Annotated in this window: 1 protein-coding gene (cut by both window edges); it reads right to left on the bottom strand. The window is 59.9% G+C overall.

All 26,850 nt of this window come from inside a single coding sequence — locus SWOO_RS02475, Ig-like domain-containing protein (protein ID WP_012323124.1), on the bottom strand. Of the gene's 48,969 coding nucleotides, 5,430 precede the window and 16,689 follow it; the stretch shown corresponds to coding positions 5,431-32,280 (codon 1,811, complete, through codon 10,760, complete); the first complete codon in reading order (the gene reads right to left) occupies window positions 26,848-26,850. Both codon boundaries (start and stop) fall beyond the window edges.

The following is a 26,850-nucleotide window of genomic DNA, read 5'->3' on the forward strand; positions in this document are numbered from 1 at the left end:
CAGGCCGTTGTCGAGCATGTCTTGGGTGGCCGGGCCGCTGAACAAGACGTTGCCGTCTTGGTCAGTGACGGTGACGGTGTCACCAATGACCGTGCCCGCGCCTAAGGTGACGCTGATGTTGATTTGACCATTGAGCTCGGCATCATTGATGAAGCCGTCGTTGTTGGCATCTTCAGTGATTTCAACGGTGGGCGCTAATGGGGCGCTGCTGCCGTAATCCAAGGTCGCGCTGTCGTTGCCCGTGGCGGTGTTGCCGGCAGGATCTGTGACGTTGGCGGTCACGACGAGCTCAGTGCCCGTGGCCGGCGCGTCGATGGCCAAGCTCAGGCCGCTGTCGAGCATGGCCTGAGTGACGACGCCATTGAACAGTTCATTACCGGCTTGGTCGGTGACGACTAAGGTGTCGCCGACGGCGGTGCCTTCTCCGAGCTCAACGGTGATGTTGATTTGACCATCGAGCTCCGCGTCGTTGATGAAGCCATCGTTGTTACTATCTTCATCGATGGTGACGGTTGGGCTGGCGGGTGCGCCGCTGCCAATGCCGTAGTCCAAGGTCGCGCTGTCATTGCCTGTGGCGGTGTTGCCGGCAGGGTCAGTGACGTTAGCGGTGACCACAAGCTCAGTGCCTGTGACTGGGGCATCGATGGCCAAGGTGAGGCCGTTATCAAGCATGGCTTGGGTGACTGGGCCGCTGAACAGGGTGTTACCCGCTTGGTCGGTGACTACTAAGGTGTCGCCCACGGCGGTGCCTGCGCCTAAGCTGACGGTGATGTCAATTTGACCTGAGAGCTCAACGTCATTGATAAAGCCATCGTTGTTGATGTCCTCATCGATGGTGACGGTTGGGCTGGCGGGTGCGCCGGTGCCCGTGCCGTAGTCGAGCAGGGCGTTATCGCTGCCCTGTGCGGTATTGCCAGCAGGGTCGGTGACGGTGGCGGTGACCGCGACGGTGGTGCCGGTAGCCGGCGCATCGAAGCTGACGCTGATGCCATTATCGAGCATGTCCTGGGTCACGGCGCCGGTGAACAGGGTGTTGCCGTCTTGGTCGGTGACGGTGACGGTGTCACCGATCACGGTGCCCGCGCCTAAGGTGACGGTGGCATTGATTTGGCCATCAAGCTCAGCCTCATTAATGAAGCCATCGTTGTTGGCGTCTTCTGTGATAACCACGGTAGGGGCCGCCGGTGCGCCGGTGCCTGTGCCGTAATCCAAGGTTGCACTGTCATTGCCGGTGGCGGTGTTGCCAGCCACATCGGTGACGGTGGCGGTGATAACCACGTCCGTGCCGGTCGCTGGGGCATCGAGGCTGACGTTGATGCCATTATCGAGCATGTCCTGGGTGACTGGGCCACTGAACAGGGTGTTGCCGTCTTGGTCGGTGATGGTGACGGTGTCGCCCACCGCAGTGCCCGCACCTAGGGTGACGGTGGCATCGATTTGACCATCAAGCTCCGTGTGGTTGATGAAGCCATCGTTGTTGGCATCTTCAGTGATTTCAACGGTTGGGCTGGCCGGTGCGCCGGTGCCCGTGCCGTAATCCAAGGTCGCGCTGTCATGGCTCGCTGCACTGTCGCCATTGGCGTTAGTGAGGGTCGCGGTGACGGTGACGGTGGTGCCCGTCGCAGGGGCATCCATGGTCAATGGTAGACCATTGGTGAGCATGTCTGTAGTGACCACACCGTTGAACAGTTCGTTACCGTCTTGGTCGGTGACGACCAAGGTGTCGCCGACACTGGTGCCCGCATCGAGGGTGACGGTGATGTTGATTTGACCGTCAAGCTCAGCGCTGTTGATGTAACCATCGTTGTTGGCATCTTCAGTGATTTCAACCGTTGGCGCTGCTGGCGCTGGCGCCTCAACGTAATCCAAGGTGGCTGCATCTGAGCCCGTGGCGGTGTTGCCTGCCACGTCAGTGACGGTGGCGGTGACCACGACATCCGTGCCGCTTGGCGGCGTGTCCATGGTGACGGCCTGGCCGTTATCGAGCATGGCTTGGGTAACCACGCCAGTGAACAAGACGTTACCCGCTTGGTCGGTGACCACTAAGGTGTCGCCCACCGCGGTGCCCGCCCCTAAGGTGACGGTGATGTCAATTTGGCCATCAAGCTCGGTGTCGTTGATGGTGCCATCGTTGTTGATGTCTTCATCAATGACCACGGTTGGGCTGGCGGGTGCGCCAGTGCCAGTGCCGTAATCGAGTAGCGCACTGTCAGAGCCTTGACTGCTGTTACCTGCCGGGTCGGTGACCGTGGCGGTGATAACTAAGTTGGTGCCCGTGGCAGGCGGGTCGATAGTGACTGCCAGACCATTGTCTATCATCTCCTGAGTGGCAGGGCCACTGAAGATGACGTTGCCGTCTTGGTCGGTGATGGTGACGGTGTCACCCACGCTCGTGCCTGCGCCTAGTGTGACGGTGGCATCGATTTGGCCATCAAGCTCGGCATCGTTGATGTAGCCGTCGTTGTTGGCATCCTCATCAATGACCACGGTGGGGGCCGCCGGTGCGCCGGTGCCGGTGCCGTAATCGAGCGTTGCTGCATCTGAGCCTTGGGCTGTATTGCCCGCGGCGTCAGTGACCGTGGCGGTGACCACGACGTCAGTGCCTGTCGCTGGCGCGTCCATGGTGACAGGGACGCCATTGGTGAGCATCTCCTGGGTCACGGTGCCGGTGAAGATGACGTTGCCATCTTGGTCAGTGACCACAAGGGTGTCGTCGACAGCGGTGCCTGCGCCTAAGGTGACGGTGATGTCGATTTGACCATCAAGCTCCGCATCATTAATGAAGCCATCGTTGTTGGCATCTTCATCAATGACCACGGTTGGGCTAGCAGGTGCGCCCGTGCCGGTGCCGTAATCGAGCGTTGCCGCATCTGAGCCGGTCGCGCTGTTGCCCGCAGCGTCAGTGACGGTAGCAGTCACCACAAGGTCGGTGCCGGTGGCCGGTGCATCAAAGCTGAGGTCGATGCCGTTATCGAGCATGTCCTGGGTCACGGTGCCGGTAAAGAGGGTGTTGCCGTCTTGGTCGGTGATGGTGACGGTGTCGCCCACCACGGTGCCCGCGCCTAAGGTGACGGTGGCGTTGATTTGACCATCAAGCTCCGCATCGTTGATGAAGCCATCGTTGTTGATATCCTCATCAATGACCACGGTCGGCGCCGCCGGTGCGCCGGTGCCTGAGCCGTAATCAAGCAGCGCATTATCTGAGCCTGCCGCTTCATTGCCCAAGGTGTCGGTGACCGTCGCGGTGATGACCACGTTGGTGCCGGTCGCCGGTGGATCCATGGCCAAGTCGAGGCCATTATCAAGCATATCCTGGGTGACGGTGCCACTGAACAGCTCATTACCGTCTTGGTCAGTCACCACAAGTGTGTCGCCCACCACGGTGTTGGCGCCAAGTTCAACAGTGATGTTGATTTGACCTTCCAGCTCGGCGTCATTGATGTAGCCGTCGTTGTTGGTATCTTCGGTGATAACCACGGTCGGTGCGCCCGGTACGGTGACGCTGTCATCGTAGTCCAGTGTCGCACTGTCATTGCCGGTGGCGGTGTTGCCTGCCACATCGGTGACGGTGGCGGTGATAACAAGCTCAGTGCCGGTCGCCGGTGCGTCGATGACGGCATCGATGCCATTATCGAGCATGTCTTGGGTGACAGGGCCGGTGTAAATCACCTCGCCAGTTTGGTCCGTGATGGTGACGGTGTCACCGACCTCGGTGCCGCTGCCTAAGGTGACGGTGATGTTGATTTGGCCATCGAGCTCCGCATCGGTGATGGTGCCATCGTTGTTGGTGTCTTCAACAATCTCAACCGTTGGCGCTGCCGGAGCGTCTGTGCCGACATCGAGCGTCGCCGCATCACTGCCTTGTGCGCTGTTGCCTGCCGCATCGGTGACGGTGGCGGTGACCACCACGTCAGTGCCTGTGGCGGGGGCGTCCATGGTGACAGGGACGCCATTGGTGAGCATGTCTGCGGTGACCACGCCGTTAAACAGCTCGTTACCCGCTTGGTCGGTGACCACTAAGGTGTCGCCCACGACAGTGCCTGCGCCTAACTCAACCGTGATGTTGATTTGGCCATCAAGCTCCGCGTCATTAATGAAGCCATCGTTGTTGGCATCTTCATCAATGGTGACGGTCGGCGCAGCCGGTGCGCCGGTGCCCGTGCCGACATCGAGGGTGGCACTGTCGCTGCCTTGTGCCGTGTTGCCCGCGACATCGGTGACGTTGGCGGTGATAACCACCTCCGTGCCCGTTGCTGGTGCGTCTATCGCTAAGTCCAGTCCACTGTCGAGCATCGCCTGGGTGACCGGGCCGCTGAACAGGGTATTACCGGCTTGGTCGGTGACGACTAAGGTGTCGCCCACGGCCGTGCCCGCGCCTAAGGTGACGGTGATGTTGATTTGACCGTCAAGCTCGGCATCGTTTATGAAGCCATCGTTGTTGGCATCTTCCACAATCTCAACCGTCGGGCTGGCCGGTGCGCCAACGCCCGTGCCGTAGTCCAGTGTCGCTGCATCATTGCCTGTCGCGGTGTTGCCCGCTTCGTCAGTGACGGTGGCGGTGATCACCACATCCGTGCCCGTGGCTGGCGCGTCCATGGTAACCGCTTGGCCGTTATCGAGCATATCTTGGGTGACAGTCCCGTTAAACAGCTCGTTACCGTCTTGGTCGGTGACCACTAAGGTGTCGCCCACCACGGTGCCTTCGCCGAGTTCCACGGTGATGTTGATCTGGCCGTCAAGCTCCGCCTCGTTAATGTAGCCGTCGTTGTTGGTATCTTCGTCGATGGTGACGCTTGGTGCGGCAGGGGCGCCGACGCCCACACCGTAATCCAGTGTCGCTGCATCTGAGCCAGTTGCGCTGTTGCCCGCCGGATCGGTGACGTTGGCGGTGATAACCAGGTTGGTGCCAGTGGCAGGCGGATCGATCGCCAGTGCCAGGCCGTTGTCGAGCATGTCTTGGGTGGCCGGGCCGCTGAACAAGACGTTGCCGTCTTGGTCAGTGACGGTGACGGTGTCACCAATGACCGTGCCTGCGCCTAAGGTGACGCTGATGTTGATTTGACCATTGAGCTCGGCATCATTGATGAAGCCGTCGTTGTTGGCATCTTCAGTGATTTCAACGGTAGGCGCTAATGGGGCGCTGCTGCCGTAATCCAAGGTCGCGCTGTCGTTGCCCGTGGCGGTGTTGCCGGCAGGATCTGTGACGTTGGCGGTCACGACGAGCTCAGTGCCCGTGGCCGGCGCGTCGATGGCCAAGCTCAGGCCGCTGTCGAGCATGGCCTGAGTGACGACGCCATTGAACAGTTCATTACCGGCTTGGTCGGTGACGACTAAGGTGTCGCCGACGGCGGTGCCTTCTCCGAGCTCAACGGTGATGTTGATTTGACCATCGAGCTCCGCGTCGTTGATGAAGCCATCGTTGTTGATGTCCTCATCGATGGTGACGGTTGGGCTGGCGGGGGCGCCGCTGCCAATGCCGTAGTCCAAGGTCGCGCTGTCATTGCCTGTGGCGGTGTTGCCGGCAGGGTCAGTGACGTTAGCGGTGACCACAAGCTCAGTGCCTGTGACTGGGGCATCGATGGCCAAGGTGAGGCCGTTATCAAGCATGGCTTGGGTGACTGGGCCGCTGAACAGGGTGTTACCCGCTTGGTCGGTGACCACTAAGGTGTCGCCCACGGCGGTGCCTGCGCCTAAGCTGACGGTGATGTCAATTTGACCTGAGAGCTCAACGTCATTGATAAAGCCATCGTTGTTGATGTCCTCATCGATGGTGACGGTTGGGCTGGCGGGTGCGCCGGTGCCCGTGCCGTAGTCGAGCAGGGCGTTATCGCTGCCCTGTGCGGTATTGCCAGCAGGGTCGGTGACGGTGGCGGTGACCGCGACGGTGGTGCCGGTAGCCGGCGCATCGAAGCTGACGCTGATGCCATTATCGAGCATGTCCTGGGTCACGGCGCCGGTGAACAGGGTGTTGCCGTCTTGGTCGGTGACGGTGACGGTGTCACCTATTACGGTGCCCGCGCCTAAGGTGACGGTGGCATTGATTTGGCCATCAAGCTCAGCCTCATTAATGAAGCCATCGTTGTTGGCGTCTTCTGTGATAACCACGGTAGGGGCCGCCGGTGCGCCGGTGCCTGTGCCGTAATCCAAGGTTGCACTGTCATTGCCGGTGGCGGTGTTGCCAGCCACATCGGTGACGGTGGCGGTGATAACCACGTCCGTGCCGGTCGCTGGGGCATCGAGGCTGACGTTGATGCCATTATCGAGCATGTCCTGGGTGACTGGGCCACTGAACAGGGTGTTGCCGTCTTGGTCGGTGATGGTGACCGTGTCGCCCACCGCAGTGCCCGCACCTAGGGTGACGGTGGCATCGATTTGACCATCAAGCTCCGTGTGGTTGATGAAGCCATCGTTGTTGGCATCTTCAGTGATTTCAACGGTTGGGCTGGCCGGTGCGCCGGTGCCCGTGCCGTAATCCAAGGTCGCGCTGTCATGGCTCGCTGCACTGTCGCCATTGGCGTTAGTGAGGGTCGCGGTGACGGTGACGGTGGTGCCCGTCGCAGGGGCATCCATGGTCAATGGTAGACCATTGGTGAGCATGTCTGTAGTGACCACACCGTTGAACAGTTCGTTACCGTCTTGGTCGGTGACGACCAAGGTGTCGCCGACACTGGTGCCCGCATCGAGGGTGACGGTGATGTTGATTTGACCGTCAAGCTCAGCGCTGTTGATGTAACCATCGTTGTTGGCATCTTCAGTGATTTCAACCGTTGGCGCTGCTGGCGCTGGCGCCTCAACGTAATCCAAGGTGGCTGCATCTGAGCCCGTGGCGGTGTTGCCTGCCACGTCAGTGACGGTGGCGGTGACCACGACATCCGTGCCGCTTGGCGGCGTGTCCATGGTGACGGCCTGGCCGTTATCGAGCATGGCTTGGGTAACCACGCCAGTGAACAAGACGTTACCCGCTTGGTCGGTGACCACTAAGGTGTCGCCCACCGCGGTGCCCGCCCCTAAGGTGACGGTGATGTCAATTTGGCCATCAAGCTCGGTGTCGTTGATGGTGCCATCGTTGTTGATGTCTTCATCAATGACCACGGTTGGGCTGGCGGGTGCGCCAGTGCCAGTGCCGTAATCGAGTAGCGCACTGTCAGAGCCTTGACTGCTGTTACCTGCCGGGTCGGTGACCGTGGCGGTGATAACTAAGTTGGTGCCCGTGGCAGGCGGGTCGATAGTGACTGCCAGACCATTGTCTATCATCTCCTGAGTGGCAGGGCCACTGAAGATGACGTTGCCGTCTTGGTCGGTGATGGTGACGGTGTCACCCACGCTCGTGCCTGCGCCTAGTGTGACGGTGGCATCGATTTGGCCATCAAGCTCGGCATCGTTGATGTAGCCGTCGTTGTTGGCATCCTCATCAATGACCACGGTGGGGGCCGCCGGTGCGCCGGTGCCGGTGCCGTAATCGAGCGTTGCTGCATCTGAGCCTTGGGCTGTATTGCCCGCGGCGTCAGTGACGGTGGCGGTGACCACGACGTCAGTGCCTGTCGCTGGCGCGTCCATGGTGACAGGGACGCCATTGGTGAGCATCTCCTGGGTCACGGTGCCGGTGAAGATGACGTTGCCATCTTGGTCAGTGACCACAAGGGTGTCGTCGACAGCGGTGCCTGCGCCTAAGGTGACGGTGATGTCGATTTGACCATCAAGCTCCGCATCATTAATGAAGCCATCGTTGTTGGCATCTTCATCAATGACCACGGTTGGGCTAGCAGGTGCGCCCGTGCCGGTGCCGTAATCGAGCGTTGCCGCATCTGAGCCGGTCGCGCTGTTGCCTGCCACGTCAGTGACGGTGGCAGTCACCACGAGGTCGGTGCCGGTGGCCGGTGCATCAAAGCTGAGGTCGATGCCGTTATCGAGCATGTCCTGGGTCACGGTGCCGGTAAAGAGGGTGTTACCGTCTTGGTCGGTGATGGTGACGGTGTCGCCCACCACGGTGCCCGCGCCTAAGGTGACGGTGGCGTTGATTTGACCATCAAGCTCCGCATCGTTGATGAAGCCATCGTTGTTGATATCCTCATCAATGACCACGGTCGGCGCCGCGGGTGCGCCGGTGCCTGAGCCGTAATCAAGCAGCGCATTATCTGAGCCTGCCGCTTCATTGCCCAAGGTGTCGGTGACCGTCGCGGTGATGACCACGTTGGTGCCGGTCGCCGGTGGATCCATGGCCAAGTCGAGGCCATTATCAAGCATCTCTTGGGTGACGGTGCCACTGAACAGCTCATTACCGTCTTGGTCAGTCACCACAAGTGTGTCGCCCACCACGGTGTTGGCGCCAAGTTCAACGGTGATGTTGATTTGACCTTCCAGCTCGGCGTCATTGATGTAGCCGTCGTTGTTGGTATCTTCGGTGATAACCACGGTCGGTGCGCCCGGTACGGTGACGCTGTCATCGTAGTCCAGTGTCGCACTGTCATTGCCGGTGGCGGTGTTGCCTGCCACATCGGTGACGGTGGCGGTGATAACAAGCTCAGTGCCGGTCGCCGGTGCGTCGATGACGGCATCGATGCCATTATCGAGCATGTCTTGGGTGACAGGGCCGGTGTAAATCACCTCGCCAGTTTGGTCCGTGATGGTGACGGTGTCACCGACCTCGGTGCCGCTGCCTAAGGTGACGGTGATGTTGATTTGGCCATCGAGCTCCGCATCGGTGATGGTGCCATCGTTGTTGGTGTCTTCAACAATCTCAACCGTTGGCGCTGCCGGAGCGTCTGTGCCGACATCGAGCGTCGCCGCATCACTGCCTTGTGCGCTGTTGCCTGCCGCATCGGTAACGGTGGCGGTGACCACCACATCAGTGCCTGTGGCGGGGGCGTCCATGGTGACAGGGACGCCATTGGTGAGCATGTCTGCGGTGACCACGCCGTTAAACAGCTCGTTACCCGCTTGGTCGGTGACCACTAAGGTGTCGCCCACGACAGTGCCTGCGCCTAACTCAACCGTGATGTTGATTTGGCCATCAAGCTCCGCGTCATTAATGAAGCCATCGTTGTTGGCATCTTCATCAATGGTGACGGTCGGCGCAGCCGGTGCGCCGGTGCCCGTGCCGACATCGAGGGTGGCACTGTCGCTGCCTTGTGCCGTGTTGCCCGCGACATCGGTGACGTTGGCGGTGATAACCACCTCCGTGCCCGTCGCGGGTGCGTCTATCGCTAAGTCCAGTCCACTGTCGAGCATCGCCTGGGTGACCGGGCCGCTGAACAGGGTATTACCGGCTTGGTCGGTGACGACTAAGGTGTCGCCCACGGCCGTGCCCGCGCCTAAGGTGACGGTGATGTTGATTTGACCGTCAAGCTCGGCATCGTTAATGAAGCCATCGTTGTTGGCATCTTCCACAATCTCAACCGTCGGGCTGGCCGGTGCGCCAACGCCCGTGCCGTAGTCCAGTGTCGCTGCATCAGAGCCTGTCGCGGTGTTGCCCGCTTCGTCAGTGACGGTGGCGGTGATCACCACATCCGTGCCCGTGGCTGGCGCGTCCATGGTAACCGCTTGGCCGTTATCGAGCATATCTTGGGTGACAGTCCCGTTAAACAGCTCGTTACCGTCTTGATCGGTGACCACTAAGGTGTCGCCCACCACGGTGCCTTCGCCGAGTTCCACGGTGATGTTGATCTGGCCGTCAAGCTCCGCCTCGTTAATGTAGCCGTCGTTGTTGGTATCTTCGTCGATGGTGACGCTTGGTGCGGCAGGGGCGCCGACGCCCACACCGTAATCCAGTGTCGCTGCATCTGAGCCGGTCGCGCTATTGCCCGCCGGATCGGTGACGTTGGCGGTGATAACCAGGTTGGTGCCAGTGGCAGGTGCATCAATGGCTAAATCTAAACCATTATCTAGCATTGCCTGAGTAATAGGACCATTAAAGAGTTCATTACCATCTTGATCGGTGATCACTAAAGTATCACCGACTTCTGTATCTTCCCCCAATGTCACATTGATGTTGATTTGACCGTTAAGCTCGGCGTCATTGATGAAGCCGTCGTTGTTGGCATCTTCAGTGATTTCGACTGTTGGTGCCGCGGGGGCACCATTGTCGAGAATTGCGCTGTCGCTACCAGTGTTAGTATTGCCCGCTGGATCGGTGACGTTAGCAGTAATAATAACCTCTGTACCGATCGCAGGAGCATCGATGGCCAAGCTCAGGCCGCTGTCGAGCATGGCTTGGGTGACTGGGCCACTGAACAGTTCATTACCGGCTTGGTCGGTGACGACTAAGGTGTCGCCGACGGCGGTGCCTTCTCCGAGCTCAACGGTGATGTTGATTTGACCATCCAGCTCCGCATCGTTGATGAAGCCATCGTTGTTACTATCTTCATCGATGGTGACGGTTGGGCTGGCGGGTGCGCCGCTGCCAATGCCGTAATCGAGTGTTGCCGCATCATTGCCTGTGGCGGTGTTGCCGGCAGGGTCAGTGACGTTGGCGGTGACCACAAGCTCAGTGCCTGTGACTGGGGCATCGATGGCCAAGGTGAGGCCGTTATCAAGCATGGCTTGGGTGACTGGGCCGCTGAACAGGGTGTTACCCGCTTGGTCGGTGACCACTAAGGTGTCGCCCACGGCGGTGCCTGCGCCTAAGCTGACGGTGATGTCAATTTGACCTGAGAGCTCAACGTCATTGATAAAGCCATCGTTGTTGATGTCCTCATCGATGGTGACGGTTGGGCTGGCGGGTGCGCCGGTGCCCGTGCCGTAGTCGAGCAGGGCGTTATCGCTGCCCTGTGCGGTATTGCCAGCAGGGTCGGTGACGGTGGCGGTGACCGCGACGGTGGTGCCGGTAGCCGGCGCATCGAAGCTGACGCTGATGCCATTATCCAGCATGTCCTGGGTCACGGCGCCGGTGAACAGGGTGTTGCCGTCTTGGTCGATGACGGTGACAGTGTCACCGATCACGGTGCCCGCGCCTAAGGTGACGGTGGCATTGATTTGGCCATCAAGCTCCGCCTCATTAATGAAGCCATCGTTGTTGGCGTCTTCTGTGATAACCACGGTAGGGGCCGCCGGTGCGCCGGTGCCTGTGCCGTAATCCAAGGTTGCACTGTCATTGCCCGTGGCGGTGTTGCCAGCCACATCGGTGACGGTGGCGGTGATAACCACATCCGTACCGGTCGCTGGGGCATCGAGGCTGACGTTGATGCCATTATCAAGCATGTCCTGGGTGACTGGGCCACTGAACAGGGTGTTGCCGTCTTGGTCGGTGATGGTGACGGTGTCGCCCAGCGCAGTGCCCGCGCCTAGGGTGACGGTGGCATCGATTTGACCATCAAGCTCCGTGTGGTTGATGAAGCCATCGTTGTTGGCATCTTCAGTGATTTCAACCGTTGGGCTGGCCGGTGCGCCGGTGCCTGTGCCGTAATCCAAGGTCGCGCTGTCATGGCTCGCTGCACTGTCGCCATTGGCGTTAGTGAGGGTTGCGGTGACGGTGACGGTGGTGCCCGTCGCAGGGGCATCCATGGTCAATGGTAGACCATTGGTGAGCATGTCTGTAGTGACCACACCGTTGAACAGCTCGTTACCGTCTTGGTCGGTGACGATCAAGGTGTCGCCGACACTGGTGCCCGCATCGAGGGTGACGGTGATGTTGATTTGACCGTCAAGCTCAGCGCTGTTGATGTAACCATCGTTGTTGGCATCTTCAGTGATTTCAACCGTTGGCGCTGCTGGCGCTGGCGCCTCAACGTAATCCAAGGTGGCTGCATCTGAGCCGGTGGCGGTGTTGCCTGCCACGTCAGTGACGGTGGCGGTGACCACGACATCCGTGCCGCTTGGCGGCGTGTCCATGGTGACGGCCAGGCCGTTATCGAGCATGGCTTGGGTAACCACGCCAGTGAACAAGACGTTACCCGCTTGGTCGGTGACCACTAAGGTGTCGCCCACCGCGGTGCCCGCCCCTAAGGTGACGGTGATGTCAATTTGGCCATCAAGCTCGGTGTCGTTGATGGTGCCATCGTTGTTGATGTCTTCATCAATGACCACGGTTGGGCTGGCGGGTGCGCCAGTGCCAGTGCCGTAATCGAGTAGCGCACTGTCAGAGCCTTGACTGCTGTTACCTGCCGGGTCGGTGACCGTGGCGGTGATAACTAAGTTGGTGCCCGTGGCTGGCGGGTCGATAGTGACTGCCAGACCATTGTCTATCATCTCCTGGGTGGCAGGGCCACTGAAGATGACGTTGCCGTCTTGGTCGGTGATGGTGACGGTGTCACCCACGCTTGTGCCTGCGCCTAAGGTGACGGTGGCATCGATTTGGCCATCAAGCTCGGCATCGTTGATGTAGCCGTCGTTGTTGGCATCCTCATCAATGACCACGGTGGGGGCCGCCGGAGCGCCGGTGCCGGTGCCGTAATCGAGCGTTGCTGCATCTGAGCCTTGGGCTGTATTGCCCGCGGCGTCAGTGACGGTGGCGGTGACCACGACGTCAGTGCCTGTCGCTGGCGCGTCCATGGTGACAGGGACGCCATTGGTGAGCATCTCCTGGGTCACGGTGCCGGTGAAGATGACGTTGCCATCTTGGTCAGTGACCACAAGGGTGTCGCCGACTGCGGTGCCTGCGCCTAAGGTGACGGTGATGTCGATTTGACCATCAAGCTCCGCATCATTAATGAAGCCATCGTTGTTGGCATCTTCATCAATGACCACGGTTGGACTAGCAGGTGCGCCAGTGCCGGTGCCGTAATCGAGCGTTGCCGCATCTGAGCCGGTCGCGCTGTTGCCTGCCACGTCAGTGACGGTAGCAGTCACCACGAGGTTGGTGCCGGTGGCGGGTGCATCAAAGCTGAGGTCGATGCCGTTATCGAGCATGTCCTGGGTCACGGTGCCGGTAAAGAGGGTGTTACCGTCTTGGTCGGTGATGGTGACGGTGTCGCCCACCACGGTGCCCGCGCCTAAGGTGACGGTGGCGTTGATTTGACCATCAAGCTCCGCATCGTTGATGAAGCCATCGTTGTTGATATCCTCATCAATGACCACGGTCGGCGCCGCGGGTGCGCCGGTGCCTGAGCCGTAATCAAGCAGCGCATTATCTGAGCCTGCCGCTTCATTGCCCAAGGTGTCGGTGACCGTCGCGGTGATGACCACGTTGGTGCCGGTCGCCGGTGGATCCATGGCCAAGTCGAGGCCATTATCAAGCATCTCTTGGGTGACGGTGCCACTGAACAGCTCATTACCGTCTTGGTCAGTCACCACAAGTGTGTCGCCCACCACGGTGTTGGCGCCAAGTTCAACGGTGATGTTGATTTGACCTTCCAGCTCGGCGTCATTGATGTAGCCGTCGTTGTTGGTATCTTCGGTGATAACCACGGTCGGTGCGCCCGGTACGGTGACGCTGTCATCGTAGTCCAGTGTCGCACTGTCATTGCCGGTGGCGGTGTTGCCTGCCACATCGGAGACGGTGGCGGTGATAACAAGCTCAGTGCCGGTCGCCGGTGCGTCGATGACGGCATCGATGCCATTATCGAGCATGTCTTGGGTGACAGGGCCGGTGTAAATCACCTCGCCAGTTTGGTCCGTGATGGTGACGGTGTCACCGACCTCGGTGCCGCTGCCTAAGGTGACGGTGATGTTGATTTGGCCATCGAGCTCCGCATCGGTGATGGTGCCATCGTTGTTGGTGTCTTCAACAATCTCAACCGTTGGCGCTGCCGGAGCGTCTGTGCCGACATCGAGCGTCGCCGCATCACTGCCTTGTGCGCTGTTGCCTGCCGCATCGGTAACGGTGGCGGTGACCACCACATCAGTGCCTGTGGCGGGGGCGTCCATGGTGACAGGGACGCCATTGGTGAGCATGTCTGCGGTGACCACGCCGTTAAACAGCTCGTTACCCGCTTGGTCGGTGACCACTAAGGTGTCGCCCACGACAGTGCCTGCGCCTAACTCAACCGTGATGTTGATTTGGCCATCAAGCTCCGCGTCATTAATGAAGCCATCGTTGTTGGCATCTTCATCAATGGTGACGGTCGGCGCAGCCGGTGCGCCGGTGCCCGTGCCGACATCGAGGGTGGCACTGTCGCTGCCTTGTGCCGTGTTGCCCGCGACATCGGTGACGTTGGCGGTGATAACCACCTCCGTGCCCGTTGCTGGTGCGTCTATCGCTAAGTCCAGTCCACTGTCGAGCATCGCCTGGGTGACCGGGCCGCTGAACAGGGTATTACCGGCTTGGTCGGTGACGACTAAGGTGTCGCCCACGGCCGTGCCCGCGCCTAAGGTGACGGTGATGTTGATTTGACCGTCAAGCTCGGCATCGTTTATGAAGCCATCGTTGTTGGCATCTTCCACAATCTCAACCGTCGGACTGGCCGGTGCACCAACGCCCGTGCCGTAGTCCAGTGTCGCTGCATCAGAGCCTGTCGCGGTGTTGCCCGCTTCGTCAGTGACGGTGGCGGTGACCACCACATCCGTGCCCGTGGCTGGCGCGTCCATGGTGACCGCTTGGCCGTTATCGAGCATATCTTGGGTGACAGTCCCGTTAAACAGCTCGTTACCGTCTTGATCGGTGACCACTAAGGTGTCGCCCACCACGGTGCCTTCGCCGAGTTCCACGGTGATGTTGATCTGGCCGTCAAGCTCCGCCTCGTTAATGTAGCCGTCGTTGTTGGCATCTTCGTCGATGGTGACGCTTGGTGCGGCAGGGGCGCCGACGCCCACACCGTAATCCAGTGTCGCTGCATCTGAGCCAGTCGCGCTGTTGCCCGCCGGATCGGTGACGTTGGCGGTGATAACCAGGTTGGTGCCAGTGGCAGGCGGATCGATCGCCAGTGCCAGGCCGTTGTCGAGCATGTCTTGGGTGGCCGGGCCGCTGAACAAGACGTTGCCGTCTTGGTCAGTGACGGTGACGGTGTCACCAATGACCGTGCCTGCGCCTAAGGTGACGCTGATGTTGATTTGACCATTGAGCTCGGCATCATTGATGAAGCCGTCGTTGTTGGCATCTTCAGTGATTTCAACGGTGGGCGCTAATGGGGCGCTGCTGCCGTAATCCAAGGTCGCGCTGTCGTTGCCCGTGGCGGTGTTGCCGGCAGGATCTGTGACGTTGGCGGTCACGACGAGCTCAGTGCCCGTGGCCGGCGCGTCGATGGCCAAGCTCAGGCCGCTGTCGAGCATGGCCTGAGTGACGACGCCATTGAACAGTTCATTACCGGCTTGGTCGGTGACGACTAAGGTGTCGCCGACGGCGGTGCCTTCTCCGAGCTCAACGGTGATGTTGATTTGACCATCCAGCTCCGCGTCGTTGATGAAGCCATCGTTGTTGACGTCCTCATCGATGGTGACGGTTGGGCTGGCGGGGGCGCCGCTGCCAATGCCGTAGTCCAAGGTCGCGCTGTCATTGCCTGTGGCGGTGTTGCCGGCAGGGTCAGTGACGTTGGCGGTGACCACAAGCTCAGTGCCTGTGACTGGGGCATCGATGGCCAAGGTGAGGCCGTTATCAAGCATGGCTTGGGTGACTGGGCCGCTGAACAGGGTGTTACCCGCTTGGTCGGTGACCACTAAGGTGTCGCCCACGGCGGTGCCTGCGCCTAAGCTGACGGTGATGTCAATTTGACCTGAGAGCTCAACGTCATTGATAAAGCCATCGTTGTTGATGTCCTCATCGATGGTGACGGTTGGGCTGGCGGGTGCGCCGGTGCCCGTGCCGTAGTCGAGCAGGGCGTTATCGCTGCCCTGTGCGGTATTGCCAGCAGGGTCGGTGACGGTGGCGGTGACCGCGACGGTGGTGCCGGTAGCCGGCGCATCGAAGCTGACGCTGATGCCATTATCCAGCATGTCTTGGGTCACGGCGCCAGTGAACAGGGTGTTGCCGTCTTGGTCGGTGACGGTGACAGTGTCACCTATTACGGTGCCCGCGCCTAAGGTGACGGTGGCATTGATTTGGCCATCAAGCTCAGCCTCATTAATGAAGCCATCGTTGTTGGTGTCTTCTGTGATAACCACGGTAGGGGCCGCCGGTGCGCCGGTGCCTGTGCCGTAATCCAAGGTTGCACTGTCATTGCCCGTGGCGGTGTTGCCAGCCACATCGGTGACGGTGGCGGTGATAACCACATCCGTACCAGTCGCTGGGGCATCGAGGCTAACGTTGATGCCATTATCGAGCATGTCCTGGGTGACTGGGCCACTGAACAGGGTGTTGCCGTCTTGGTCGGTGATGGTGACCGTGTCGCCCAGCGCAGTGCCCGCACCTAGGGTGACGGTGGCATCGACTTGACCATCAAGCTCAGCGTGGTTGATGAAGCCATCGTTGTTGGCATCTTCAGTGATTTCAACGGTTGGGCTGGCCGGTGCGCCGGTGCCTGTGCCGTAATCCAAGGTCGCGCTGTCATGGCTCGCTGCACTGTCGCCATTGGCGTTAGTGAGGGTCGCGGTGACGGTGACGGTGGTGCCCGTCGCAGGGGCATCCATGGTCAATGGTAGACCATTGGTGAGCATGTCTGTAGTGACCACACCGTTGAACAGCTCGTTACCGTCTTGGTCGGTGACGACCAAGGTGTCGCCGACACTGGTGCCCGCATCGAGGGTGACGGTGATGTTGATTTGACCGTCAAGCTCAGCGCTGTTGATGTAACCATCGTTGTTGGCATCTTCAGTGATTTCAACCGTTGGCGCTGCTGGCGCTGGCGCCTCAACGTAATCCAAGGTGGCTGCATCTGAGCCCGTGGCGGTGTTGCCTGCCACGTCAGTGACGGTGGCGGTGACCACGACATCCGTGCCGCTTGGCGGCGTGTCCATGGTGACGGCCTGGCCGTTATCGAGCATGGCTTGGGTAACCACGCCAGTGAACAAGACGTTACCCGCTTGGTCGGTGACCACTAAGGTGTCGCCCACCGCGGTGCCCGCCCCTAAGGTGACGGTGATGTCAATTTGGCCATCAAGCTCAGTGTCGTTGATGGTGCCATCGTTATTGATGTCTTCATCGATGACCACGGTAGGGCTGGCGGGTGCGCCAGTGCCAGTGCCGTAATCGAGTAGCGCACTGTCAGAGCCTTGACTGCTGTTACCTGCCGGGTCGGTGACCGTGGCGGTGATAACTAAGTTGGTGCCCGTGGCAGGCGGGTCGATAGTGACTGCCAGACCATTGTCTATCATCTCCTGGGTGGCAGGGCCACTGAAGATGACGTTGCCGTCTTGGTCGGTGATGGTGACGGTGTCACCCACGCTCGTGCCTGCGCCTAAGGTGACGGTGGCATCGATTTGGCCATCAAGCTCGGCATCGTTGATGTAGCCGTCGTTGTTGGCATCCTCATCAATGACCACGGTGGGGGCCGCCGGAGCGCCGGTGCCTGTGCCGTAATCGAGCGTTGCTGCATCTGAGCCTTGGGCTGTATTGCCCGCGGCGTCAGTGACCGTGGCGGTGACCACGACGTCAGTGCCTGTCGCTGGCGCGTCCATGGTGACAGGGACGCCATTGGTGAGCATCTCCTGGGTCACGGTGCCAGTGAAGATGACGTTGCCATCTTGGTCAGTGACCACAAGGGTGTCGCCGACAGCGGTGCCTGCGCCTAAGGTGACGGTGATGTCGATTTGACCATCAAGCTCCGCATCATTAATGAAGCCATCGTTGTTGGCATCTTCATCAATGACCACGGTTGGGCTAGCAGGTGCGCCCGTGCCGGTGCCGTAATCAAGTGTCGCGGCATCACTGCCTTGTGCGCTGTTACCCGCAGCGTCAGTGACGGTGGCAGTCACCACGAGGTCGGTGCCGGTGGCCGGTGCATCAAAGCTGAGGTCGATGCCGTTATCGAGCATGTCCTGGGTCACGGTGCCGGTAAAGAGGGTGTTACCGTCTTGGTCGGTGATGGTGACGGTGTCGCCCACCACGGTGCCCGCGCCTAAGGTGACGGTGGCGTTGATTTGACCATCAAGCTCCGCATCGTTGATGAAGCCATCGTTGTTGATATCCTCATCAATGACCACGGTCGGCGCCGCCGGTGCGCCAGTGCCTGAGCCGTAATCAAGCAGCGCATTATCTGAGCCTGCCGCTTCATTGCCTAAGGTGTCGGTGACCGTCGCGGTGATGACCACGTTGGTGCCGGTCGCCGGTGGATCCATGGCCAAGGTGAGGCCATTATCAAGCATATCCTGGGTGACGGTGCCACTGAACAGCTCATTACCGTCTTGGTCAGTCACCACAAGTGTGTCGCCCACCACGGTGTTGGCGCCAAGTTCAACGGTGATGTTGATTTGACCTTCCAGCTCGGCGTCATTGATGTAGCCGTCGTTGTTGGTATCTTCGGTGATAACCACGGTCGGTGCGCCCGGTACGGTGACGCTGTCATCGTAGTCCAGTGTCGCACTGTCATTGCCGGTGGCGGTGTTGCCTGCCACATCGGTGACGGTGGCGGTGATAACAAGCTCAGTGCCGGTCGCCGGTGCGTCGATGACGGCATCGATGCCATTATCGAGCATGTCTTGGGTGACAGGGCCGGTGTAAATCACCTCGCCAGTTTGGTCCGTGATGGTGACAGTGTCACCGACCTCGGTGCCGCTGCCTAAGGTGACGGTGATGTTGATTTGGCCATCGAGCTCCGCATCGGTGATGGTGCCATCGTTGTTGGTGTCTTCAACAATCTCAACCGTTGGCGCTGCCGGAGCGTCTGTGCCGACATCGAGCGTCGCCGCATCACTGCCTTGTGCGCTGTTGCCTGCCGCATCGGTGACGGTGGCGGTGACCACCACGTCAGTGCCTGTGGCGGGGGCGTCCATGGTGACAGGGACGCCATTGGTGAGCATGTCTGCGGTGACCACGCCGTTAAACAGCTCGTTACCCGCTTGGTCGGTGACCACTAAGGTGTCGCCCACGGCGGTGCCTGCGCCTAACTCAACCGTGATGTTGATTTGGCCATCAAGCTCGGCGTCATTAATGAAGCCATCGTTGTTGGCATCTTCATCAATGGTGACGGTCGGCGCAGCCGGTGCGCCGGTGCCGTAATCGAGGGTGGCACTGTCGCTGCCTTGTGCCGTGTTGCCCGCGACATCGGTGACGTTGGCGGTGATAACCACCTCCGTGCCCGTCGCGGGTGCGTCTATCGCTAAGTCCAGTCCACTGTCGAGCATCGCCTGAGTGACCGGGCCGCTGAACAGGGTATTACCGGCTTGGTCGGTGACGACTAAGGTGTCGCCCACGGCCGTGCCCGCGCCTAACTCAACCGTGATGTTGATTTGACCGTCAAGCTCGGCATCGTTAATGAAGCCATCGTTGTTGGCATCTTCCACAATCTCAACCGTCGGGCTGGCCGGTGCGCCAACGCCCGTGCCGTAGTCCAGTGTCGCTGCATCATTGCCGGTGGCGGTATTGCCCGCCTCGTCAGTGACGGTGGCGGTGACCACCACATCTGTGCCCGTGGCTGGCGCGTCCATGGTGACCGCTTGGCCGTTATCGAGCATATCTTGGGTGACAGTCCCGTTAAACAGCTCGTTACCGTCTTGGTCGGTGATCACTAAGGTGTCGCCCACCACGGTGCCTTCGCCGAGTTCCACGGTGATGTTGATCTGGCCGTCAAGCTCCGCCTCGTTAATGTAGCCGTCGTTGTTGGCATCTTCGTCGATGGTGACGCTTGGTGCGGCAGGGGCGCCGACGCCCACACCGTAATCCAGTGTCGCTGCATCTGAGCCGGTCGCGCTGTTGCCCGCCGGATCGGTGACGTTGGCGGTGATAACCAGGTTGGTGCCAGTGGCAGGCGGATCGATCGCCAGTGCCAGGCCGTTGTCGAGCATGTCTTGGGTGGCCGGGCCGCTGAACAAGACGTTGCCGTCTTGGTCAGTGACGGTGACGGTGTCACCAATGACCGTGCCTGCGCCTAAGGTGACGCTGATGTTGATTTGACCATTGAGCTCGGCATCATTGATGAAGCCGTCGTTGTTGGCATCTTCAGTGATTTCAACGGTGGGCGCTAATGGGGCGCTGCTGCCGTAATCCAAGGTCGCGCTGTCGTTGCCTGTGGCGGTGTTGCCTGCCGGATCGGTAACGTTGGCGGTGACGACGAGCTCAGTGCCCGTGGCCGGCGCATCAATGGCCAAGCTAAGGCCGCTGTCGAGCATGGCCTGAGTGACGACGCCATTGAACAGTTCGTTACCGGCTTGGTCGGTGACGACTAAGGTGTCGCCGACGGCGGTGCCTTCACCGAGCTCAACGGTGATGTTGATTTGACCATCGAGCTCCGCATCGTTGATGAAGCCATCGTTGTTACTATCTTCATCGATGGTGACGGTTGGGCTGGCGGGTGCGCCGCTGCCAATGCCGTAGTCGAGTGTTGCCGCATCATTGCCTGTGGCGGTGTTGCCGGCAGGGTCAGTGACGTTAGCGGTGACCACAAGCTCAGTGCCTGTGACTGGGGCATCGATGGCCAAGGTGAGGCCGTTATCAAGCATGGCTTGGGTGACTGGGCCATTGAACAGTTCATTACCCGCTTGGTCGGTGACCACTAAGGTGTCGCCCACGGCGGTGCCTGCGCCTAAGCTGACGGTGATGTCAATTTGACCTGAGAGCTCAACGTCATTGATAAAGCCATCGTTGTTGATGTCCTCATCGATGGTGACGGTTGGGCTGGCGGGTGCGCCGGTGCCCGTGCCGTAGTCGAGCAGGGCGTTATCGCTGCCCTGTGCGGTATTGCCAGCAGGGTCGGTGACGGTGGCGGTGACCGCGACGGTGGTGCCGGTTGCTGGGGCATCGAAACTGACGCTGATGCCATTATCCAGCATGTCCTGAGTCACGGCGCCGGTGAACAGGGTGTTGCCGTCTTGGTCGGTGACGGTGACGGTGTCACCTATTACGGTGCCCGCGCCTAAGGTGACGGTGGCATTGATTTGGCCATCAAGCTCAGCCTCATTAATGAAGCCATCGTTGTTGGCGTCTTCTGTGATAACCACGGTAGGGGCCGCCGGTGCGCCGGTGCCTGTGCCGTAATCCAAGGTCGCACTGTCATTGCCCGTGGCGGTGTTGCCAGCCACATCGGTGACGGTGGCGGTGATAACCAAGTCCGTGCCGGTCGCTGGGGCATCGAGGCTAACGTTGATGCCATTATCAAGCATGTCCTGGGTGACTGGGCCACTGAACAGGGTGTTGCCGTCTTGGTCGGTGATGGTGACCGTGTCGCCCAGCGCGGTGCCCGCGCCTAGGGTGACGGTGGCATCGACTTGACCATCAAGCTCCGCGTGGTTGATGAAGCCATCGTTGTTGGCATCTTCAGTGATTTCAACGGTTGGGCTGGCCGGTGCGCCGGTGCCTGTGCCGTAATCCAAGGTCGCGCTGTCATGGCTCGCTGCACTGTCGCCATTGGCGTTAGTGAGGGTCGCGGTGACGGTGACGGTGGTGCCCGTCGCAGGGGCATCCATGGTCAATGGTAGACCATTGGTGAGCATGTCTGTAGTGACCACACCGTTGAACAGCTCGTTACCGTCTTGGTCGGTGACGACCAAGGTGTCGCCGACACTGGTGCCCGCATCGAGGGTGACGGTGATGTTGATTTGACCGTCAAGCTCAGCGCTGTTGATGTAACCATCGTTGTTGGCATCTTCAGTGATTTCAACCGTTGGCGCTGCTGGCGCTGGCGCCTCAACGTAATCCAAGGTGGCTGCATCTGAGCCCGTGGCGGTGTTGCCTGCCACGTCAGTGACGGTGGCGGTGACCACGACATCCGTGCCGCTTGGCGGCGTGTCCATGGTGACGGCCTGGCCGTTATCGAGCATGGCTTGGGTAACCACGCCAGTGAACAAGACGTTACCCGCTTGGTCGGTGACCACTAAGGTGTCGCCCACCGCGGTGCCCGCCCCTAAGGTGACGGTGATGTCAATTTGGCCATCAAGCTCGGTGTCGTTGATGGTGCCATCGTTGTTGATGTCTTCATCAATGACCACGGTTGGGCTGGCGGGTGCGCCAGTGCCAGTGCCGTAATCGAGTAGCGCACTGTCAGAGCCTTGACTGCTGTTACCTGCCGGGTCGGTGACCGTGGCGGTGATAACTAAGTTGGTGCCCGTGGCAGGCGGGTCGATAGTGACTGCCAGACCATTGTCTATCATCTCCTGGGTGGCAGGGCCACTGAAGATGACGTTGCCGTCTTGGTCGGTGATGGTGACGGTGTCACCCACGCTCGTGCCTGCGCCTAAGGTGACGGTGGCATCGATTTGGCCATCAAGCTCGGCATCGTTGATGTAGCCGTCGTTGTTGGCATCCTCATCAATGACCACGGTGGGGGCCGCCGGAGCGCCGGTGCCTGTGCCGTAATCGAGCGTTGCTGCATCTGAGCCTTGGGCTGTATTGCCCGCGGCGTCAGTGACGGTGGCGGTGACCACGACGTCAGTGCCTGTCGCTGGCGCGTCCATGGTGACAGGGACGCCATTGGTGAGCATCTCTTGGGTCACGGTGCCAGTGAAGATGACGTTGCCATCTTGGTCAGTGACCACAAGGGTGTCGCCGACAGCGGTGCCTGCGCCTAAGGTGACGGTGATGTCGATTTGACCATCAAGCTCCGCATCATTAATGAAGCCATCGTTGTTGGCATCTTCATCAATGACCACGGTTGGACTAGCAGGTGCGCCCGTGCCGGTGCCGTAATCGAGCGTTGCCGCATCTGAGCCAGTCGCGCTGTTGCCTGCCACGTCAGTGACGGTGGCAGTCACCACGAGGTCGGTGCCGGTGGCCGGTGCATCAAAGCTGAGGTCGATGCCGTTATCGAGCATGTCCTGGGTCACGGTGCCGGTAAAGAGGGTGTTACCGTCTTGGTCGGTGATGGTGACGGTGTCGCCCACCACGGTGCCCGCGCCTAAGGTGACGGTGGCGTTGATTTGACCATCAAGCTCCGCATCGTTGATGAAGCCATCGTTGTTGATATCCTCATCAATGACCACGGTCGGCGCCGCGGGTGCGCCGGTGCCTGAGCCGTAATCAAGCAGCGCATTATCTGAGCCTGCCGCTTCATTGCCCAAGGTGTCGGTGACCGTCGCGGTGATGACCACGTTGGTGCCGGTCGCCGGTGGATCGATGGCCAAGGTGAGGCCATTATCAAGCATCTCCTGGGTGACGGTGCCACTGAACAGCTCATTACCGTCTTGGTCAGTCACCACAAGTGTGTCGCCCACCACGGTGTTGGCGCCAAGTTCAACGGTGATGTTGATTTGACCTTCCAGCTCGGCGTCATTGATGTAGCCGTCGTTGTTGGTATCTTCGGTGATAACCACGGTCGGTGCGCCCGGTACGGTGACGCTGTCATCGTAGTCCAGTGTCGCACTGTCATTGCCGGTGGCGGTGTTGCCTGCCACATCGATGACGGTGGCGGTGATAACAAGCTCAGTGCCGGTCGCCGGTGCGTCGATGACGGCATCGATGCCATTATCGAGCATGTCTTGGGTGACAGGGCCGGTGTAAATCACCTCGCCAGTTTGGTCCGTGATGGTGACGGTGTCACCGACCTCGGTGCCGCTGCCTAAGGTGACGGTGATGTTGATTTGGCCATCGAGCTCCGCATCGGTGATGGTGCCATCGTTGTTGGTGTCTTCAACAATCTCAACCGTTGGCGCTGCCGGAGCGTCTGTGCCGACATCGAGCGTCGCCGCATCACTGCCTTGTGCGCTGTTGCCTGCCGCATCGGTAACGGTGGCGGTGACCACCACATCAGTGCCTGTGGCGGGGGCGTCCATGGTGACAGGGACGCCATTGGTGAGCATGTCTGCGGTGACCACGCCGTTAAACAGCTCGTTACCCGCTTGGTCGGTGACCACTAAGGTGTCGCCCACGGCGGTGCCTGCGCCTAACTCAACCGTGATGTTGATTTGGCCATCAAGCTCGGCGTCATTAATGAAGCCATCGTTGTTGGCATCTTCATCAATGGTGACGGTCGGCGCAGCCGGTGCGCCGGTGCCCGTGCCGACATCGAGAGTGGCACTGTCGCTGCCTTGTGCCGTGTTGCCCGCGACATCGGTGACGTTGGCGGTGATAACCACCTCCGTGCCCGTCGCGGGTGCGTCTATCGCTAAGTCCAGTCCACTGTCGAGCATCGCCTGAGTGACCGGGCCGCTGAACAGGGTATTACCGGCTTGGTCGGTGACGACTAAGGTGTCGCCCACGGCCGTGCCCGCGCCTAACTCAACCGTGATGTTGATTTGACCGTCAAGCTCGGCATCGTTAATGAAGCCATCGTTGTTGGCATCTTCCACAATCTCAACCGTCGGGCTGGCCGGTGCGCCAACGCCCGTGCCGTAGTCCAGTGTCGCTGCATCATTGCCTGTCGCGGTGTTGCCCGCTTCGTCAGTGACGGTGGCGGTGATCACCACATCCGTGCCCGTGGCTGGCGCGTCCATGGTAACCGCTTGGCCGTTATCGAGCATATCTTGGGTGACAGTCCCGTTAAACAGCTCGTTACCGTCTTGGTCGGTGACCACTAAGGTGTCGCCCACCACGGTGCCTTCGCCGAGTTCCACGGTGATGTTGATCTGGCCGTCAAGCTCCGCCTCGTTAATGTAGCCGTCGTTGTTGGTATCTTCGTCGATGGTGACGCTGGGTGCGGCAGGGGCGTCGACGCCGTAATCCAGTGTCGCTGCATCTGAGCCAGTTGCGCTGTTGCCCGCCGGATCGGTGACGTTGGCGGTGATAACCAGGTTGGTGCCAGTGGCAGGCGGATCGATCGCCAGTGCCAGGCCGTTGTCGAGCATGTCTTGGGTGGCCGGGCCGCTGAACAAGACGTTGCCGTCTTGGTCAGTGACGGTGACGGTGTCACCAATGACCGTGCCCGCGCCTAAGGTGACGCTGATGTTGATTTGACCATTGAGCTCGACATCATTGATGAAGCCGTCGTTGTTGGCATCTTCAGTGATTTCAACGGTGGGCGCTAATGGGGCGCTGCTGCCGTAATCCAAGGTCGCGCTGTCGTTGCCCGTGGCGGTGTTGCCGGCAGGGTCTGTGACGTTGGCGGTCACGACGAGCTCAGTGCCCGTGGCCGGCGCGTCGATGGCCAAGCTCAGGCCGCTGTCGAGCATGGCCTGAGTGACGACGCCATTGAACAGTTCATTACCGGCTTGGTCGGTGACGACTAAGGTGTCGCCGACGGCGGTGCCTTCACCGAGCTCAACGGTGATGTTGATTTGACCATCGAGCTCCGCGTCGTTGATGAAGCCATCGTTGTTACTATCCTCATCGATGGTGACGGTTGGGCTGGCGGGTGCGCCGCTGCCAATGCCGTAGTCCAAGGTCGCGCTGTCATTGCCTGTGGCGGTGTTGCCGGCAGGGTCAGTGACGTTGGCGGTGACCACAAGCTCAGTGCCTGTGGCTGGGGCATCGATGGCCAAGGTGAGGCCGTTATCAAGCATGGCTTGGGTGACTGGGCCGCTGAACAGGGTGTTACCCGCTTGGTCGGTGACCACTAAGGTGTCGCCCACGGCGGTGCCTGCGCCTAAGCTGACGGTAATGTCAATTTGACCTGAGAGCTCAACGTCATTGATAAAGCCATCGTTGTTGATGTCCTCATCGATGGTGACGGTTGGGCTGGCGGGTGCGCCGGTGCCCGTGCCGTAGTCGAGCAGGGCATTATCGCTGCCCTGTGCGGTGTTGCCTGCAGGGTCGGTGACGGTGGCGGTGACCGCGACGGTGGTGCCGGTAGCCGGCGCATCGAAGCTGACGCTGATGCCATTATCGAGCATGTCCTGGGTCACGGCGCCGGTGAACAGGGTGTTGCCGTCTTGGTCGGTGACGGTGATGGTGTCACCGATCATGGTGCCCGCGCCTAAGGTGACGGTGGCATTGATTTGGCCATCAAGCTCAGCCTCATTAATGAAGCCATCGTTGTTGGTGTCTTCTGTGATAACCACGGTAGGGGCCGCCGGTGCGCCGGTGCCTGTGCCATAATCCAAGGTCGCACTGTCATTGCCCGTGGCGGTGTTGCCAGCCACATCGGTGACGGTGGCGGTGATAACCACATCCGTACCAGTCGCTGGGGCATCGAGGCTAACGTTGATGCCATTATCGAGCATGTCCTGGGTGACTGGGCCACTGAACAGGGTGTTGCCGTCTTGGTCGGTGATGGTGACCGTGTCGCCCAGCGCAGTGCCCGCACCTAGGGTGACGGTGGCATCGACTTGACCATCAAGCTCAGCGTGGTTGATGAAGCCATCGTTGTTGGCATCTTCAGTGATTTCAACCGTTGGGCTCGCCGGTGCGCCAGTGCCGGTGCCGTAATCGAGCAGGGCATTGTCACTATCAGTTAAGACCATGCCGTAAATATTTGTCAGACTAGCTGTAACCGTGATGCTAGTACCAGTGGCAGGTGCATCCATGCCGAGTTGGAGACCGTTGTCGAGCATCTCTTGAGTCACAGTGCCGTTGAACAGCTCGTTACCGTTTTGATCTGTGACTACGATGGTTTCGCCGACGCTGGTGCTTGCATCAAAGGTCACTGTGATGTTTATTTGGCCGTCCAGCTCATCACTGTTGATGTAGCCGTCATCATTGATATCTTCAGTGATCTCTATTGTAGGTGCGACAGGCGGCGTGATTTCCCAGTTATAATCTAAAGTGGCAGAATCGTTAGCGACTGCTGTGTTGCCTGAAGTGTCTGTTACAGTGGCTGTGACAATAATTTCAGTTCCTGTGACAGGTATAGCCATAACAACAGCAAGGCCGTTATCGAGCATGGCTTGGGTGACGACACCGCTGAACAGCTCATTACCGTCTTGGTCGGTGACCACTAAGGTGTCGCCGACCTCAGTGCCTGCACCTAAGGTCACGCTAATATCAATTTGATCGATTAGTTCAAAGTCTGTGATGACACCATCGTTGTTGACATCTTCATCAATCACTACGGTTGGAGTCGCAGGGCCACCAGAGCCGGTTCC

The organism is Shewanella woodyi ATCC 51908 (assembly GCF_000019525.1).
Classification (GTDB): domain Bacteria; phylum Pseudomonadota; class Gammaproteobacteria; order Enterobacterales; family Shewanellaceae; genus Shewanella; species Shewanella woodyi.